Annotated in this window: 19 protein-coding genes and 4 pseudogenes; 17 read left to right on the top strand and 6 right to left on the bottom strand. The window is 55.5% G+C overall.

Annotated features, from left to right (window positions below; translation table 11 throughout):
* The first annotated feature begins 36 nt into the window (after positions 1-36).
* Both RAE19_RS18890 and RAE19_RS18895 read left to right on the top strand, forming a co-directional pair.
* Positions 37-1413 (top strand): HD-GYP domain-containing protein, encoded by a 1377-nt coding sequence (locus tag RAE19_RS18890; protein WP_313876382.1) that lies wholly within the window; start codon positions 37-39, stop codon positions 1411-1413.
* 557 nt (positions 1414-1970) lie between these two features.
* Positions 1971-2477: pseudogene (locus RAE19_RS18895) on the top strand (IS5 family transposase); the annotation flags it as partial.
* A gap of 57 nt (positions 2478-2534) precedes the next feature.
* Here RAE19_RS18895 and RAE19_RS18900 read toward each other — a convergent pair.
* Positions 2535-2792, bottom strand: a pseudogene (locus RAE19_RS18900) (integrase core domain-containing protein); the annotation flags it as partial.
* Positions 2793-2880: 88 nt separating this feature from the next.
* Between RAE19_RS18900 and RAE19_RS18905 the strand changes: the two are divergent.
* The 3 genes from RAE19_RS18905 to tnpC all read left to right on the top strand — a co-directional run bounded on the left by RAE19_RS18905 (position 2881) and on the right by tnpC (position 5237).
* The gene (locus RAE19_RS18905; protein ID WP_313873005.1) at positions 2881-3219 is read left to right on the top strand and encodes a hypothetical protein; all 339 of its coding nucleotides are present in this window, start codon (positions 2881-2883) and stop codon (positions 3217-3219) included.
* Positions 3219-3566, top strand: a complete 348-nt coding sequence (tnpB, locus tag RAE19_RS18910) for an IS66 family insertion sequence element accessory protein TnpB (RefSeq protein WP_313873004.1) — start codon at positions 3219-3221, stop codon at positions 3564-3566. Before RAE19_RS18905 ends, tnpB begins: the two co-directional genes overlap by 1 nt.
* A 69-nt stretch (positions 3567-3635) precedes the next feature.
* Positions 3636-5237, top strand: coding sequence for an IS66 family transposase (gene tnpC / locus RAE19_RS18915; RefSeq protein ID WP_313872998.1), 1602 nt, complete (start codon positions 3636-3638; stop codon positions 5235-5237).
* A 25-nt stretch (positions 5238-5262) separates the two neighbouring features.
* On the opposite strand, the pseudogene RAE19_RS18920 reads toward tnpC, so the two are convergent.
* Positions 5263-6092 (bottom strand): annotated as a pseudogene (locus RAE19_RS18920) (IS3 family transposase); the annotation flags it as partial.
* A gap of 349 nt (positions 6093-6441) precedes the next feature.
* Positions 6442-6645, bottom strand: coding sequence for an integrase core domain-containing protein (locus RAE19_RS19510; RefSeq protein ID WP_430962587.1), 204 nt, complete (start codon positions 6643-6645; stop codon positions 6442-6444).
* 15 nt (positions 6646-6660) lie between these two features.
* Here RAE19_RS19510 and RAE19_RS18925 point away from each other — a divergent pair.
* Positions 6661-6834: pseudogene (locus tag RAE19_RS18925) on the top strand (transposase); the annotation flags it as partial.
* A 148-nt stretch (positions 6835-6982) separates the two neighbouring features.
* Here the strand turns inward: RAE19_RS18925 and RAE19_RS18930 are convergent.
* From RAE19_RS18930 to RAE19_RS18940, 3 genes are read right to left on the bottom strand one after another with little or no spacing between them, the layout of a single operon-like run.
* Entirely contained in the window at positions 6983-7216 is a 234-nt protein-coding gene (locus RAE19_RS18930) for a hypothetical protein (protein WP_313876383.1), read from the bottom strand.
* A complete protein-coding gene (sctL, locus tag RAE19_RS18935) occupies positions 7213-7848 on the bottom strand; it encodes a type III secretion system stator protein SctL (protein WP_313876384.1) in 636 nt (211 codons plus the stop codon). The genes RAE19_RS18930 and sctL overlap by 4 nt, the downstream gene beginning before the upstream one ends.
* On the bottom strand, positions 7845-8447 hold the full coding sequence (locus RAE19_RS18940) for a hypothetical protein (protein WP_313876385.1): 603 nt from the start codon (positions 8445-8447) through the stop codon (positions 7845-7847). Before RAE19_RS18940 ends, sctL begins: the two co-directional genes overlap by 4 nt.
* A 168-nt stretch (positions 8448-8615) precedes the next feature.
* Between RAE19_RS18940 and RAE19_RS18945 the strand changes: the two genes are divergently transcribed.
* From RAE19_RS18945 to RAE19_RS18995, 11 genes are all read left to right on the top strand, one after another.
* Complete coding sequence (locus tag RAE19_RS18945; protein ID WP_313876386.1) at positions 8616-8951, top strand: hypothetical protein; 336 nt, start codon at positions 8616-8618, stop codon at positions 8949-8951.
* Positions 8948-9358, top strand: coding sequence for a hypothetical protein (locus RAE19_RS18950; RefSeq protein ID WP_313876387.1), 411 nt, complete (start codon positions 8948-8950; stop codon positions 9356-9358). The genes RAE19_RS18945 and RAE19_RS18950 overlap by 4 nt, the downstream gene beginning before the upstream one ends.
* Positions 9355-10128 (top strand): type III secretion system inner membrane ring lipoprotein SctJ, encoded by a 774-nt coding sequence (gene sctJ / locus RAE19_RS18955; RefSeq protein ID WP_313876388.1) that lies wholly within the window; start codon positions 9355-9357, stop codon positions 10126-10128. Before RAE19_RS18950 ends, sctJ begins: the two co-directional genes overlap by 4 nt.
* Before the next feature lie 29 nt (positions 10129-10157).
* Entirely contained in the window at positions 10158-10391 is a 234-nt protein-coding gene (locus RAE19_RS18960) for a hypothetical protein (RefSeq protein ID WP_313876389.1), read from the top strand.
* A 29-nt stretch (positions 10392-10420) separates the two neighbouring features.
* A complete protein-coding gene (locus RAE19_RS18965; protein WP_313876390.1) occupies positions 10421-10699 on the top strand; it encodes a hypothetical protein in 279 nt (92 codons plus the stop codon).
* A gap of 16 nt (positions 10700-10715) precedes the next feature.
* Positions 10716-11180: a CesT family type III secretion system chaperone gene (locus RAE19_RS18970; protein WP_313876391.1), complete on the top strand. Its 465-nt coding sequence runs from the start codon at positions 10716-10718 to the stop codon at positions 11178-11180.
* Positions 11181-11326: 146 nt separating this feature from the next.
* Positions 11327-13273, top strand: a complete 1947-nt coding sequence (sctC, locus tag RAE19_RS18975) for a type III secretion system outer membrane ring subunit SctC (RefSeq protein ID WP_313876455.1) — start codon at positions 11327-11329, stop codon at positions 13271-13273.
* 738 nt (positions 13274-14011) lie between these two features.
* Positions 14012-14632 (top strand): hypothetical protein, encoded by a 621-nt coding sequence (locus RAE19_RS18980; protein WP_313876392.1) that lies wholly within the window; start codon positions 14012-14014, stop codon positions 14630-14632.
* Positions 14633-14645: 13 nt separating this feature from the next.
* On the top strand, positions 14646-15104 hold the full coding sequence (locus RAE19_RS18985) for a hypothetical protein (RefSeq protein WP_313876393.1): 459 nt from the start codon (positions 14646-14648) through the stop codon (positions 15102-15104).
* Positions 15101-16207, top strand: coding sequence for a type III secretion system translocon subunit SctE (sctE, locus tag RAE19_RS18990; protein ID WP_313876394.1), 1107 nt, complete (start codon positions 15101-15103; stop codon positions 16205-16207). Before RAE19_RS18985 ends, sctE begins: the two co-directional genes overlap by 4 nt.
* 58 nt (positions 16208-16265) lie before the next feature.
* Positions 16266-17198 (top strand): hypothetical protein, encoded by a 933-nt coding sequence (locus RAE19_RS18995; protein ID WP_313876395.1) that lies wholly within the window; start codon positions 16266-16268, stop codon positions 17196-17198.
* Positions 17199-17349 lie beyond the last annotated feature (151 nt).

The following is a 17349-nucleotide window of genomic DNA, read 5'->3' on the forward strand; positions in this document are numbered from 1 at the left end:
TCTCAACCATATTAAGATTTTTTGTTTAGCTTATTTATGTCTGATCCATTTTTTGCCTCTGGCGCGAGTAGTATCAATTCTACGAGTCAAATTCATGCGAAAAAAGATGATTATCCAAATACAGGCAATCAGCGCGATTTAAAGTCGAGTTTGCCCGCTCGAAATCGATCTGTTTATGGTGGCTGCATTACAGGTCAGGTTGGGGGCTCCAACGCAGTGAGCTACAAGAATATATTTGGTTTTAAACCAAGCGAAAGAGGTATATATACTGCGCAAATTTGCTCTCGCATAATGCAGAATTATTTGGTGAGTATATCAAATGCATCAAATAACTATATTGCAAATGAACCTACTTCACATTGGAGCGAAAGCGCGGAAGCGATAGCTTCAATTATACAGGCTCTTTTACCTTCAATTCTATTGCTCATCGATCCTTGTTTCCAGAAACATCAAAGACTGCAGCAATATGTAAAAACTTTGGCAAATCAATTAAGTGGGAACGAGAAGTATAAAGAATCTCTTAGTCTTTGTAATGTTGATTTTTTGTCTAAACTTGTTCCGTTGTACAATGTGGGTATAGCCTGCATATCAAATGACATTATCAATAAAACGCAGCCGCTTACACCCAACGAGTCGAGTCTATTGAAGACCTATCCGCTACTCGGGCTAGATCTTTTTGAGGAGGTTGAAAGTTGTCTTGGTTTCAACTTAGGTTTTTTTAGGTTAGCAAAGGAAATTATTAGTTCTCATCGGGAGTTATGGGATGGCTCTGGTTATCCGTTTGGCTTAAGTGGGGAATTTATACCGATCACAGCTCGAATTTTGGCAGTTGCAGAAGCATATGACATTGCGACTTTTAGCTGCCTTAGAGGCCAAAGCTTGACACATGATAGTGCGCTAGATGTACTAATTGAACGTTCGGGCTCAATGTACGATCCAGAAGTAATTCATGCATTTATTGAAGTGGAAGACGAAATCCGCTATTTTAGTGAAAATCCAAATTCCTGCTCACAAGGTGCTAGCAAGTCTTTTCTATCAAATGAAATCATCTTTAAACCAGAACTCTTACTTAAAGATGTGAAGATAAAACTGGATTCCTTGCATGTTGAATCGCTTCCCTATATTTTGGCGATTCTTTCCGAATCATCCTCTGCATTCAGCCCGATATCGGATGTGGTTCTCCCTTTACTTGCCGATGATGTTCCAATAACTTTCGGGCCGACTCATCGAGCGTTAGTTGAACTATATGATCTTAGGCATAGCAGTAACTATATTGAGACTGAAGAGCATCTCGACAAATTAGATATTTTTAAGGCATGCCATAATAGTAGGGCCGCGAATGTTGCGTTGAGATTCTTGAGTGACCTTCCCGCTTTTATGCCTACATCGGCTCTGAATCAAAGATTGCGGTAATGAGATTTGTAAAATATCAAGCCCTTTATCGGATCATTTCTGCTGACTTTTGTATTTATCCTACCGTTGGTATTTGTGTATTTTGAGGCCCCATGTGAAATTTCTCTGAGTCCTTGCGTGCAATTACGCTTTACTAGACTGAGGTAGAGTGATTTTTATTTCTTAAATTCCCAGTAGGATGCGCCTAGAAATTTGTTACATTGGCTTTGACCCGAACAACTGACCCAAGTGCCTGTTGCGCCGCAATCAGTTTACAGTCGTAGGTCCTCCCGCTGTCATTAAATCAAATTCCAAACGTTCAGCGCTTCTGTGCTGTAATATCCTGTTGATATATCTCGACATATGCGTTCTGTGTGGGCCTGCGAGACTGGGTGTGATCGGGTCTACACACTTGGTCTTAGTCTATTCTGCCAGCCCATATTCAATTAATTCAAAGGCATCTGTCCTGAGGGATGTTCAGCTGTGCATTGCGCGACACTACGAGGTCGTTAAATGGCCTGATGACTAGGGAAGGTCTGCATAAGTCAGCCGATGGCGAGCTCATGCGTTAAACGGTCATGAAACAACAAAGCCTTGCCACAGCTGGTTTCGAGTTGGCCACCAAGCGCACTCGCAAGCGTGAGTTCCTTGACGAGATGAACCTGGTGGTTCCTTGGGCGGAATTGGTGGGGCTGATCCAGCCGCACGCGCCGTCTGGCAAGACAGGCCGGCCGCCCTTTGCCGTGGAGACCATGCTGCGCCTTCACTTCATGCAACAGTGGTTCGGCCTGAGCGATCCGGCCATGGAAGAGGCCTTGCACGACGTGCCTCTTTACTGCCAGTTCGCCCAGCTTGACCCGGGCCTGAGCCGCCTGCCTGACGAGAGCACCATCCTGCGCTTTCGCCACCTACTCGAAGAGCACGATCTGAGCCTTCAGATCATGGCCGCCATCAACGCCACGCTGGCCAAGAAGGGCCTGATGCTCAAGACTGGCACGGTGGTCGATGCCACCTTGATCGCCGCGCCCAGCTCGACCAAGAACAAAGAGGGCGAGCGAGACCCCGAGATGCACCAGGCCAAGAAGCGACGTCCCCCAGTTTCAGTAGCACTTGGGTTTGGAGTCCGGGGTTAATTTAACTGGTTTCTGAATCAGTGTTTTTGCATAGGCGGCCGGTGTCAGTCCGCCCAGTGATCTCTTCGGTCTCTCCTCGTTGTATTCCTTCCTCCATGCTTCAACGATCACACGGGCATGCGGCAGACTGGTGAACCAGTGCTCATTCAGGCATTCATCGCGGAATCGCCCGTTGAATGATTCGATATAGGCGTTCTGGTTGGGCTTGCCGGGTTCGATCAGAAATAACTGAACACCCCGTGCATGGGCCCATGTCAGCATGGCCCGGCGTAACCGGTCACTGTCCGGCGTTCTTGCGAACTGATTGCAGGTACCAAAGAATGCGCCCTGATCAACAAACAGGACGGGGTCGGATATGGAAGAGACGCAGAGCGTGCTCAGGCGTGCAGTGTTGAGTGAACAGACTTGGGCTGAGGTACTGGATCGTTTTGACCGCGCTGGATTGACGATAGATGAATTTTGCAGCCGCGAAGGCATCAGTCGCAGCAGCCTTGCTCGCCGACGCACGCTTAGGAATAAACAGAGGGGAATCGCGTCCCCGCTGCGAACGAACAAGGTAGCCCCCACCACCGTGCCGAAGGCGGCGTTCGTTGATCTGGGCGACCTTGCTGGAGTGCACGGCAGCGGCAATGGAGCCATGGAGTTACGCATCGAACTCGGCTCGGGCATGAGTTTGCATCTGGTACGCCGGTAATGTTCTTTCCCGAGGGCCGCATTCGCGTGTTCCTGTATGGCCAAGCTGCCGATATGCGCCAGTCCTACGACGGCTTGTACGCTCTGGCACGCCAGGGGTTTGAAGTGGATGTGCTGGCCGGACACATGTTTGTTTTCATCAACCGGCGGCAAACACAGATGAAGGTGCTGTACTTTGACCGCAGCGGCTGGTGCCTGTGGTGCAAGCGTTTGGAGAGCGGCAAGTTCTCCCGTAAAGGCGTTCAAGGCGGCAGTGGCGAGATCGACTGCACGGCGCTCAAACTGATGCTCGAAGGCATCGAAGTGCGCCGACGCCACAAACGCTACCAACACCCTGCGCGGAGGTGACGATGTGCCCATTTTCAATCCGGAGAAGCACTCTTTTGCTTTGTCCCTAAAGGCCGCAAGATAAGGCCCATGTCGATGCCCAATACCAGCACTCCCACATTTACCGTCGAAACGGTCATGGGGCTGTCGCCGCAGAGCATCGCGCAGACACTGCAAGCACAGGCCGCCAGCATCAGCGCGCTGGAGCAGCAGCTCGAATGGTTCAAACGCCAACTCTTTGGCAAGAAGAGCGAGCGCTTTGCACCCTTGCCCGATGCGCAGCAAATGCACCTGGGGCAACTCCTGGGCGACCTCCCTGCCACTGATGCGCCCGAAGCCGACTCCGACTCCAACACCATCCCTGCACACCAGCGACGCAAACCCCGCAGCAACTTTGCCGACGAGGGCACGCCCGCATCGTTCTTTGACGAAACCAAGGTGCCCGTGCACACCATCGAGCTGGCCAACCCCGAGACCAAAGACCTCTCGCCCGATCAGTACGAGGTTGTCAGCCAGAAGGTCAGCCACCGCTTGGCACAGCGCCCCGGTGCCTATGTGGTGCTGAAGTATGTGCGCTCTGTCATCAAGCGCCACGACACGCAAACCCTGCACTGTGCGGGCGCGCCAACAGGCATCATTGAGGGCAGCCGCGCTGACGTGAGCTTGCTCGCAGGCGTTGTTGTTGACAAGTTTGCCTGGCACATTCCGCTGTACCGGCAGCACCAGCGCCTGAGCCAAGCGGGCTTCAAACTCAGCCGGGCGTGGCTGACGCAACTGGCGCAAAAGACCATTTCCCTGCTGGAGCCGATTTACGACACGCAGCTCGAGTCGATCCGCAACAGCCGGGTCAAGGCAATGGACGAGACCCCCATCAAGGCCGGGCGCAGTGGGCCCGGCAAGATGAAGGCGGCCTACTTCTGGCCTGTGTACGGCGAACTCGATGAGGTGTGCTTTGCCTATTTCGAGTCGCGCCGCCACGAGCACGTACAGCAGGCATTGGGGCTGCCAGGGGCCACAGATGCCGTGTTGCTCACTGACGGCTATGAGGCCTATGCACGTTACGCTGCCAAGACCGGCATTACGCATGCCCAATGCTGGGCGCACTGCAGGCGTGGCTTCTTTGAAGCTCTAGGGGCCGAGCCACAGGCCGCTGGCCAGGCGCTGCAGCAAATTGGCGAGATTTACGCCCAGGAAGAAGCCATTCGTGAACGTGACCTCTACGGGGATGCCAAACGAGAGCACCGTCTAAGCCACAGCAAACCGCTGGTGCAGAACTTCTTTGAATGGGTGGATTTGCAGTTCGAGCGGCAAGGCTTCCTGCCCAGCAATCCGTTGACCAAGGCATTGGCCTATGCACGCGAGCGCCGCGCGCAACTGCAGGTGTTTCTGGGCGATGCGGATGTGGCCATGGATACGAACCATCTGGAACGCGCCTTGCGCGCGATACCAATGGGCAGGCGCAATTGGTTATTCTGCTGGACGGAGGTGGGCGCCAAGCGCGCGGGCATCATGCAGAGCCTGATCGTGACATGCCGTTTACATGACATTGACCCCTACACCTACCTGGTTGATGTCTTGCAACGCGTAGGCCACCACCCCGCCTCCAGAGTTTCAGAACTGACGCCTCGTCAATGGAAGCAGCACTTCGCCGAGAATCCATTGCGTTCACCATTACACGGTTTGGTAACGTAGGCAATAACGCCGGACAGTGACCGGTTACGGCCCGGCTGCAGAACTCTTTCCCGTTGTCGGCCCTGATTGCTTTGGGTAAGCCTCGCGTGGTGCTCAGTTGCTCCAGGATGCGTACGAGCTGATTCCCGCCCAATGCACGCTCCGGCACGATCGCCACGGCCTCATGGGTTGCGTCATCCACTACCGTCAGGTTCTTGATGCTGCGCCCCTCTGCCGTGCGGTCAAACACGAAGTCCATCGACCACACTTGGTTAGCTGCCGTGGGGCGCTCCAATGGATGCCGATCTGCCAGTGGGATCTTCTTGCGCTTGCGCTTCTTCACTTGCAAGCCTGCTTCGGCGTACAGCCGGTCCACGCGCTTGTGGTTGACCAGTTCACCGGCCTGGCGCAGCTTCAGATAGATCATGCCTGCACCGTAGCGGCGATGCCGCTGGGCCAAGGCGATGATCTTTTCCTTGAGTGCGCAGTTGCGATCCTGAGCTGGCTCATAACGGTAGGCACTCGCGCTCATGCCAATAACGCGCAAGGAGCGACGCTCGCTCAGTCCATGGCTGACCATGTGGCGCACCAGTTCACGTCTGGCCGGTGCGCTCACCACTTTTTTATCAAGGCTTCTTTCGTCACCTCGTTCTCCAGCATAGCTTCGGCCAACAGCCTCTTTAGACGTGCGTTTTCGGTCTCCAGCTCTTTGAGGCGTTTGGCATCGGATACGTTCATGCCGCCAAACTTGCTGCGCCAGAGGTAATAGCTGGCCCCGCAGAAGCCATGCCTGCGGCAAAGCTCCGCCACCGCCAGACCCGCTTCGGCTTCCCGAGGGAAGCCAATGATTTGTTCTTCCGTAAATCTCTTCTTCACGTCCAATCTCCTGTCGTATGGGATTGGACTCCAACATCATTTGCTACTCAAATATGGGGGGACGTCGCTTTTGTGCAGACCCTCCCCAGAGTAGTGGGCAAGGTGGTATCAATCTCAGTGCGTAGACTTTTCTGTTTGAATTCGTCAATAATATTGAAGGTGACAGACCAACCCGCTGACCATCACGCGTTCGGCATTTAGTGACAATTTGGCCGTTGTTGAGCTGCTGACTCGCTTGGAGGGGGGCTGCCTGTTGGGTCTGTGTAGTTTCTTCGCACCCAGCCGGGTGCGGATTTAGTTTGGCTTGGCAGTACACGCGCCATAACACCGTCTAGTCAACGTCCCATTATCAGTAGCGCTGGGCTGTGTAGGCCGTTGTTAATTTAATTGTTTGCTGTAGTTGTGTTTTTCTACAGGATACCGGTGTTAGGCTGCTCAGTGAGCTCTTCGGTCTTTGCTCGTTGTATTCCTTTCTCCAGGTTTCTAGGATTACACGGGCATGCAGGTAATCGTCCCCTAGAACCCAAGGTCTGAGAAGTAGAATTTTTTCCAACGGAAGAAGTTCTACATGAGGAAGTCAAAGTTCACCGACAGCCATATCATGGATGCGGTCAAACGGGTCAAAGCGGGCTTTGCGGTGCCCGACATTTTCCGGGAGCTGGGCATCAGCACCGCGACGTTTTACAAGTGGCGAGCCAAATACGGCGGCATGGACGTGCCGATGATGGCGCGCATGAAAGAAGAAGTCCAGGACTTTGCAACGAAGTGGATGTGGTCTTACAACCATGACCGACCCAATATAGCCTTGGGCGGATTTACACCAAAGCAGCGACTGGCCATGGCTGCGTAACGTTTCTACTTCTACGACCCTTGCAAAAGGGGAGGATTCCCTAGTCAGGATCATTCACCTGGGCATAGCCCAAGCAATGGGCCAGTATCTGGGCACCTCGCGCTTGCGCGTGGCTCTCACTCTCCAGCACAAGACATGCCGCTCCTTCACCTAGCACCAAGCCTTCACGACTTTGCTCAAAGGGCCCAAGCCAGGCTGCTTTCGGATCATTGGGATTGAGTTTGGCCAACGCACCCAATGACTCCCAAGCTTTGACGACACCGGGAACGATCAACGCTTCAGATCCTCCGACGATGTGAATCGCCCCGGAATTCCAGAACCGGCCTCGCTCGAGGTTATGACGCTGCGGGTCAACGAATTCTCGATGGCACGCAGCTGGGATTCGAAATCTGTTTCAACCAGTCCCATGTCGCTACTCAGTATGAACGCGCCGGGTTTGAGGCGTGAGTCCCTTTCCACAACCAGCGTTTGTAGCGGCGGTGATTCTCGCAGCAGGTCGGTGACAGCTGCGCAGAGGGCATCGTAGTGGTTCGGATGAACGTGCAGCGTGGCCTGCGTTTCCTGGCGTAGGGCTTTGAGCGCCTTGCCCACGGCCAGTGTGGCGCGTTCATGGTCGCTGTACTGAGAAAAGATCGACCGAACCGCATTGATGACGACGCTCACGAGTTCCTGCTCGATGTCTGCCATGTATGCATCCCGAATGGCGATGGCCTCCAATAGGAGGCGGGATTTTTCCTGGGCGGCAGCTTCTGCACTTTCGCGGCGGATATTCTCAGCCTGCTCGGTTGCCTGATGGTTCGCCGCTTCCAGCAATTGCGCAGCTTCTGCTTTCGCATCGGTCAAAATGCTGGATGCCAGACGCAGGCAGCTGGCATCCTCGCGACGAATGATCTTTCCCGATTTCATGCCGCCTCTCCGGGGGCATCGAGCGCACCCGCCAGAATGGGCTCGGCTTCCCGCAGCACACGCTGCAAGAGGGCGCCACTGGGCGCCATCACAAGTAGACGAGGGGTCGACGCGTCGCGATCGAATGTATTTAGCCGGGCGGACAAGCGCGCGGCGAGCATTGGATGGTCGCATTCAATGCCATGGCAATAGGCGTGCAATGCGGCCCTGCCAGCTTCGCGCACGGCTGTGCCCGCTTGCTCCGGGTCTTCGAACCAGTATGGCGGAACGGCCAACATGCCGACGAGGGGTGCGCGCAGCATGCCGAAAAGGTACAGCTCTTGCCCCAGCTTTTCACGGAAGATGGCCATGCGCCTTCCATCCAGCACCTTGCGCAAGGTGGCCGCCGCACCCAATACACCCACGTGGTCGGCGAATCGCTGCAAGCGCGTTACAGGTATGGAGAGCAGTGTCCAGGCCAGGACATAGGAGTGCCCAAGGTTTGGAGTGTCTGCCCCGCGTTCTGCGGGAAATGTGACTTTCAACAACAGCTGGCGAGCGCGCTCGCTCAGTCGGTTGGTGTCAATGCCGTGAATATGGTGAGGGGCAGCAGGAGACATGGAGCTGTGACAAGTAGAGCTAGAAACGGGCTTCAAAAATGAGTGGTTACCTGCAACACTGGAGTTTATCCGTGCAACAGAAGAAACTAAAAATAAAAAAATGGCGCCCCTGCTGAACTTTCGTTTCATCCCTTCCCACTCACATCGTGAATTTCAATTTTGCAGCTCATGTACAACGTAAAGATAGCTCATCCCACCCGGAACATTGAGGCATTGTGCGTGGCGGGTGTGCTTGCCCCAGGGTTGGCTAGGTTGTTGACTGAGGTCGGCTTTCTGGCCATTGATCAAAAAGATTGGCCGAGGGCGCATCAAATTTTCTCGGTGCTCAAGGAATTTCGATCGGAGAGTGAGTTTCCTTACGTGGGGCTAGCGTTGATTGAGTTGCTCCAGTCGAGGTTCGAAGCTGCCGCTGCCGAGGTGGCGCAAGGTTTGCTAAAGGTGCCTGAAAGTCGAGCGTTGATCGAGCTGCTGGATATTGTTTTGCGGAATGGAGCTTCGTCATGAGTCTATTGAGCAACCCTGCTGTGGATCAAGCGCCGTCTTCGGACTTGTTACAGAAAGCATCGGGACCAAGACGTGCGAATAATGCGGATGCTGTTTCGTTTGCTGCCATGTATGCAGACCGCATGCGCTCGGGCTCCCCTGCCACCGGCGTTTCGACTGCTCTTGTTTCTGACCGTCCTCCCACTATGGGTGATGCCATCTTGAAGTCGATAGGGCAAATGGGTCGGGGCGCGGAGGATCACTGGAAGAGCGTGCTGGCGCCGATCAATCCGTCCATTGGTTTCAACAGCGTCGATCTGCTCCAGAGGCAAATGCATTTGCAGATGTTCACATTGCAGGTCGAGTATGCCTCTCTGCTGGGCAAGCAGGCCGCTAAAACCGTAGATCAGCTATCCCACACACAATGATCAAAAAAGCCTGGCAGACCCTAGCGCATTGGACGCGGCCCCTTTTGGGGGTGGCGGTCGCGGGCATTCTGGCTGCTTGCTCTGCTTCCATCAATCTGGTGAGCGAACTGAACGACGCCGAGGCCAATGAAGTGCTCGGGCTTTTGCTTGAAGCCAACATTTCCGCCACCAAGACGACCAGCAAAACGGGGCGCGGCATCATGGTTGAGTCGGGCTCGGTGGCGCAGGCGTTGGAAATCCTGCGCCAGAACGGTTTGCCGCGCGAGCGGCGTGCCAAGCTCGGTGATGTGTTCAAGAAAGAAAACCTCATCTCCTCACCATTGGAGGAGCGGGCGCGGTATCTGTATGCGCTGGCGCAGGAGTTGGAGCACACACTGACTTCAATCGACGGGGTGGTCGCGGCCCGTGTGCACGTCGTGCTGCCCGAACGAATCGGACCCATGGACCCCTCCACGCCATCCTCGGCCTCGGTCTTTCTGAAGTTTCGCAAGGGATACGGGGTGGAAAACGTCGTGGTGCCGGTGCGGGCCTTGGTGGCGAGCGGCATTCCGGGGTTGTCCCTGGAGCGTGTCGCCGTGGCACTGGTGCCTGTGGCTAATGGTGAAGCGGGGAACGAGGCGCATGGCACCGCCTTTTCCAAGGTGTTGTTCATGAAGGTTGACCCGGGGTCGGCCACGGCTATCTGGGTGCTCCTTGGCTTGCTGGCGGCAGGCTTCGTGGCCGGCGTTGCCATGGCTATACGTCAGCTCATGCGCCTGCGCAACGGATGAGGCATGGTTTCAGAGGAGGACGCTTGACCATGGACGATGAACGCGCTGACCCGCTGCTGTTGCCGTCATTGCCCGGGCGTGCAGGAGATATTTTTCCCGTGACGCCCGGCCGCCGCGCGCAACTGGCTCGAGAAATTGCCCATGCAAGCCTCGAGGTCGAGCGCGCCATGCTGCGCGCGAATTCCAAGCAATACATGGGGCTGAAGCTGTTGAAGTCTGCAATAGATGCGGCTCATCAGGTCCTTGCCCCGTCACGTCGGTAGTACCCCTTCAACCCACCCACTATTTGATCATGGCACTTTTCAATACCTACGATTCCACGACTTCTCCTGCGGGCGCTGGCGTGAACATTGGTTCTGTCTACAGCGTGCTCACGCCCATGCTGCAGACCATTTCCGAGCGTTTTCGTGATCGCTTGCAGCAAATACAAGGCCAGGGTGATATGTCCAGCCAGGACTTGCTGGTGGTGCAGCGTGAAACGGCAGAAATGGCTGAAACCACCCAGCTGACATCGGAGCTTATGAAGTCGCTGCGCGACATGGTCAGTTCCGTGCTCAAAAACGTGGCTTGAAACACTGCAGCATTGAATGCGCCATACGCAAGCCATCACCAATCTGTTTCGGGCGCTGGAGAAATTTGGCGTCGCACAGGCACAGTGCCGTGCCGATGGCCGCTATTCACTGAGCTACGACGGTGGCCGGCGGCTGGACATTCATGCTTTGCCAGATGGACGTCTGGTGCTTGAAGTAACGCTGGCCGTCTTGCCCGAATCTGTCGCGGCCCGCTCCGCACTCATCCAAAGGGCGTTACGGTTTTCAACGTCGCGAATGCAGATTCGGCACGACACGCTGTGTCTGTTTGCCGATGCACTTGTCCTGCAGTGTGCGGTGCCCGACCGGGCAGGGCCTGCGGCCTCGCTTTCCGCGCTAGAGCACTTCCTCAATTCGGTCGATGACTGGGGGAGTGCGATCAACCCCGTAGCCAAGTCGGCCACAGCGGTGCGCCAAGCCATGCGGGTGCAGCCCGCATTGCGATCCGCGCTTAAACCATGAACGGGGAAGGCCGTTTTTGCGCGAAGCTGGCGGCTGCGCTGGTACTGTGTGCGGCGACGGGGTTCATGCCTCGGTCAGACGCCTCACCTCTTCCGTTTGACAGCAGTTCGTATGCCTACCATGCGAATGACACCCCCCTCGTGAAGATGCTGACCGAGTTCTGTTCGAACTTCGGCATACAACTTCAGATGGACACCGGCATTGCCACTCGCATGAGTGGCAGGCTGGGCGCATCATCAGCGTCCGAGTTCCTGAACACGGTGACGGCCTCTGCAGGTCTGGACTGGTTTTACTACGCAGGCACCGTTCACGTGACGCGCGTGACCGAACGGGACACGCAGGCACATGCCATTTCGCGCGAGTCCATCCCAGGACTGAAGCGTGCCCTGTTGGACCTGAAGGTATTGGATGAGCGCTTTGGCTGGGCTACCTTGCCGGAACAGGGTATGGTGGTGGTCACAGGGCCACCGGCTTACCTCGACCTGGTTGCCAAAACCATGCGCACGGTGCAGGCCGCACCCACCGGGCAGCAAATGGTGGTGTGGAAGTTGAAATATGCCAACGTCGAAGACCGCCAGGTCACCGTTCGCGACAAGACCACCCTCATTCCTGGCATTAAGAGCTTGCTGCAAGCGTTGGGTGGCAGCCGCTCCGATGTGCTGGTGAAAAATGCGAATGGGCAGGACAGTGCTTCTCGGCTTGAGTCCTTGAAGCCGGCGCCTTCCATCGGAGGCGGCGGGGCCGCAAGCCCGCCTTCCGGTTCGAGCCCCGATGCGGGTGCCGCAGGGGGGCAGGGCGAAACGTCCACCCTACCTGTCAGTGCCGCCGAAACCACAGCACCCGGCCGGCCCCAGTTGCTCTCGGGCCGGGGGGTCACCATCGAGGCCGACGTTCGACTTAATGCGATCGTGATGAAAGGCCCTGCCGATCTGATTGCAGGCTACCAGGCCCTTATTGCTGCACTGGACACGCCTGTTGGCTTGGTTGAGATTGAGGCCATCACCATAGATGTCAACAAGTCGCGCCTGGAAGAGCTGGGAATTGACTGGAGCGCGAACCTCCGCAACGTTAGCGCGGGCTTCGGCGTCGCCACTCAGCCGGTAGCGCCTGGCGTGCTGTCGCTGGGCTACCGGGGCGCCGCCACAGCGACCACGGTAGTGGCCGATCAAGCGTCTGCGTTGCTCGCCCGCATACGCTTCCTGGAAACCACAGGCGATGCCTATGTGGCGGGAAAGCCCTCCATTCTCACGTCCGACAACCTAAGCGCCTTGATAGACCTGAGCCAGACCTTCTATACAAAGGTGACTGGCGAACGCGTGGCCAATCTCACGCCCGTCACAGTGGGCGTCATGCTCAAGGTGTCGCCGCGCATCGTCACCACTGAGGCTGGCCAGACAGAGATTCAGCTTGTCATAGACATCGAAGACGGGGCTCTGGTGGACCGCACCGGCCTGGATCTGCCCGTGGTTCAGCGCACCACCATCAGCACGCAGGCCACGATCCTGGAGGGCCAGAGCTTGCTGATTGGCGGTTACGACACAGAAACCCAGCAAAACAGCATGGAGAAAGTCCCGCTCCTGGGAGATATACCCAAGCTGGGCGCGTTGTTTCGTTCCACCCGGGTGGATCAGCAGCGCAGGAAGCGCATGTTTTTGATCACGCCACGCATTGTCTCGATGGGCGCCCCCAACCTCGCGGTGGCTCGATCTGCGCAGATCCCGACTGAGGCCATGACCTTGCAGCCCCTGGTAGCCAAGCCTGAGCCACAACCATCACTATCACTACCACCATCGCCATCGCCATCGCCATCGCCATCGCCATCGCCATCGCCATCGCCAACGCCAACGCCAACGCCAACGCCAACGCCAACGCCAACGCCAACCCTGTCAAGCACTGCTGACGGGCTCGAGAACAGCACTCAGGAGGCGGAGACCGCAGCCATCCGGCGCGCGATTACCGCGTGGGCTGAAGCTTGGAGCAGGCGCGATATCACCCGTTATCTGGATGCATACTCGGCCGACTTTACGCCGGCTGAACGGTCAATCACGCCAAGACTGGGCCAAGGATCGTCGCATCCGCATCGAGCAGCGTAAGTTCATTCGCGTTCGAGTAAGCCAACTCCAGGTTGAGCTGAAGCAGTCAGGTGCTCATGTCAGATTCGAGCAGTCTTATGAATCTGACGGTATCAACGCTACTAACGTAAAAATATTGGAGTTGAGCAACTCAGGCGGCCGCTGGCTAATCGTTCGAGAAAGAGCTTTGTGAGGACGGCCTACCCATTAATCAAGCGCTTGATAGTACGAAGCAGGCCACGATCCTGAAAGGCCAGTGCTTGCTGATTGGTGGTCGCGACACAGAAACCAACAAAACAACATGGAGAAAGTGCAGCCCTTGCTGCGCCTCGACAGAAAGGGTAGGGGTTTTCCATAGGCTCAATGGACTGAACTTTTCTATTTCGCGTGCCCACTCACATGTACAACCTTATTGGAGATTGAAGCATGGCCCAGACATCACCGCCAATGCCCGCTGACCCTGCAGCCATGCCAGAGGATCACTACATTCGCGCATCCGCGAAGCGCTCAACAGAGTTGCACCGCAATGCAGAAAAATTGTTTGCACTGATGAGCGAAGTGTCATCTGGTGCCCACGCGCAAGCCAAGCTGGATGTGTTGCAAGGCATGCGTGCGGCGCGGTCTCAGTCCGTTCAAGAAGCTGACACGGACAACAAGCCTCGGCCAATCAGAGCACGAAGACACCCGCGCAGATTTGTCTAAACCCCAAGTGGTACTGTCAGTCAGTTCTTTTTTTACACCAATACAAAGGAGATTTATATGTCTGTCGCTGCGGCTCTTAATTCCATTGGCACAGTTCGAAATATCGGGCTGAAAAATGAATTGCTTGTCATCGAATTAGCAAAATCCTTCATTGAAGATCTGGAGTTCTTGCAAGCCGAACTGCTCGGCAAGATGGATAAAGATCGCAAGCAAACCGACGTGTTGAAGGAGCGACTCAAAGTGATGCAGAACGCAGCAAGATCAATTAAAGATCCGAATTCTGACAGTGCTGAATACAAAACCATCATAACCTTTGATGATTCGATTGTTCCGCCTTTCCCTGATATGGAAAAAATAGCTGAAAGCGAGTATTCAATTGATGCTGATCCTAAATTGGGTGGACCGTCCTACTTTGATCTGAAAAAAGCGGGAGGAACGGTCTGGCGGGTTAAAGCAGGCAGCAACAATCTGACGGGCAAGCAGGTGTTTACCTACCTTGATCAGCAGGCGGAGTCCATCAAGTCGGCCATTACAGCGCTGAATTCAATCACTTCCCAAGACAACCTGACGCTGCAGTCGCTGCGTTCAAAGATTGAAAGCACGACGCAGTTCCTGTCCACGCTCCTGAAGAACAGTTACGACGTCGGGGCCAGCGTGTTGAGAAACTTCCCTGGCTGAATGAATGGCTGGAATGGCTATGCCGCTCGCTCCCACTCCTGCAGAAACCCTGGCTTCCCGGCCCAGAACGGTCGGGGAGGTGGAACGCCTTTACGCCGCCGCCATGGGCGACTACGCGCAAGGGCGTTACATGCCGGCTGCAATGACCTTGCTAGGGTTGATATTTATCGATCCTTCACAGGCCCGGTTCTTCAAAGGTGTGGCAGCGTGCATGCAACTCAGTGGCAAGTACCAGCAAGCTGCCATGGGCTATGCCACCGCTTACAGCCTTCAGCCGGAAGACGCCACGATTCTGTTTTACCTCGCCCAATGTTTCATGGGTGTGGGCGGGTGGATGCAGGCCAGTGAGGCGGCGCAAACCTTTCTGGACGAAACCGCCGGTTCCGAGGCCCATGCCGACATGCGCAGCCAAGCGCTGGGTATTGTCAAGTCCGCAGCAAAGAAGATGCACTCAAAGGAATCCATGCCATGAACACTGTCAACTACGCCAACAATAGCCTGAACCCATCACGGTTGCCAAACAACAACCCAGATGTCGGACAACACTCCGTGAATGCAGGCATCACGCCCGCCCCCCTTCCCAACGACACCGTCATTGATGCGCCGGCCTCGCCCAAACTCGCCCCTAGTCCCGAATCGAAGCCGGCACTCAGTGCGCCGGTAGCGAAGAACTTTAACTCCAGCGAGCCTGTGCCAGCTAGTACTTCGACCTCACTCCTTTCGCAGGGCTCAGCGTTGAATGATTTCTTGCTGGGGTTGACGAAATCCCTGGAGTTCAAGATGTCTACCGCCTTCCGCAACGGCTCCATGACGAAGGATGATGTCATCGAAACCGTGCGGGATGGGCTGGTTTACGCCCGCGACAAGCAGAAGATGCAGGCGGAGAGCATTCAGAAGGTCCGCAAGGAGGCCATCCAGGAAGCGTCCGAAGCCGCCTCCGCTGGCATCCTTTCGAAGATCTTTGGCTGGATCGCGCAGATTTTCGCTGCGGTTGCCCTTGTGCTGTCAACGGTTGCCCTGCTGGCTACGGGGCAGGTCGGCCTGGCGGTCCTGACCATCGTGGCCCTTGTGCTGACGGTCATGGAAATTGCCAGTTCCATTTCCCAGCATTGTGGCGGGCCTGACATCAGCTTGGCTGGCTTTGTTGCGGCCATGATGAAGAAGGCTGGGCATGGTGCCCAGGTGGTGGAAGACGTTCGAAAATGGCTGGGCCTCGCGATTCAGATCGTCACCGCGGTCATGGGCGCGGTTGGTGGAGGTTTCGCCGCCTCCGCACTCAAGGCTTCCACAGACGCCGTGGTCAAGTCTCTGCAGGCGCTCGTGACCCTCTTGTCGGGTCTGACAGCCATCGCATCGGGCAGCGCAAACATCGTTTCTGCAAAAGAGAACATGGAGCTCGCCGAGGTCCAGACCCTGGAAATGCAAAGCCAATCCTTCCTGGATTTCCTTGCAGAAAAGGCCAAGCAATACGCTGACGACCTTCAGGGCTTTCGGGATGAACTGGACACCTTCTTGCAGCAACGCCAGAAGCTGCTGAGCAGCGAGGATGCGCTGAACAAGAGCATTTCCGCGTGAACCCACCATGATCACCCAAGATTTCACGATTTCTTATTCCTTGACTTAGGGGAACCACATGAACACCATCACCGGGACGCTCGTACCTCCATTGACTGCGCAGGTACGTGACAATGAACCTCTCGCCAGTGTGTCGCCTAGTGTGTCGCCTGGAAGTCTCAACGGTTCTGCTACGGCAAGTACGCCGACCTATGTGGACAAGCCAACAGCCTCCTCCGTAAGTGCTGCGACCGGCATCCGGTTGAGTCCCAAACAGCAGTTGATGGCGGACCTAGAAGTCTTGATGGGTGAGTATCTAGAAATTTTCACCATGTCCAGATTGGCCGCCCGCGAACACAATACGTTTACCGTGATGAGCATGATGCGCATGGTGGAACTCGCCGCAGTCAAAATGTTGAGTTCGGCATTGGCAGAGTTCATTGGCGGCCTGGTAAAAGGAGGGGCGGGTATTGTGTCGGGTGGCATGCAGGTGTACAGCGCTTGCAAGTCCCTGCAGGCGCTGAAATCCGAAGCGCAGGGGATGAAAGCCGCCTTGGAAAATGCAAAAACAGCCGAAAATAAGCTCACGGATGCGAGAAGTGCTGCTGCTAATGCTGCTGATGAGGCTGGAAAAGCCGACGCCAACGCCAAAGTCAAAGAGGCCCAGCAAGAATTCGATTTGGCAAATCAGCGTGTCATGGAGAAATCGGACATAACAAAAAGCGTTAACTTCAGGGAAAGTCAAGCTAACGCTGACAAGTGGACGGGGTGGGCCGCATTTACCAAGAATCTCGGCGAGCTCTTGGAGAGTATTTGCAAGTACTACTCTTCAGGGGTAGAGAAAGACAAGATGCTGATAGAGGCCATGGAGAAGTATCTGCAAGGCGCTCAACAAAACAACCAAGAGTTCGAGCGCGGTCTGGCCGAAATGGTAAGGCAATTGCTGGATCAGTTGAAGTCGAAAATAGACAGCGAACACCAAGTCAACATGAACACCGCGCAAAACGTCTGATCTGCCGGACCAGTCTGGAGCCATGGGTATGCTCGGCACTCACTCACTAACCACTTCATGGACGCGTGCTGCCGAGCTGGCTCAGCAGGCTTCCCTGCTTTCTCGTGGTTCTAACACGCCGCCGGCCGACTCTCTCACCAATATGGCGGAG

Source organism: Rhodoferax potami, from assembly GCF_032193805.1.
Lineage (GTDB): Bacteria > Pseudomonadota > Gammaproteobacteria > Burkholderiales > Burkholderiaceae_C > Allorhodoferax > Allorhodoferax potami_A.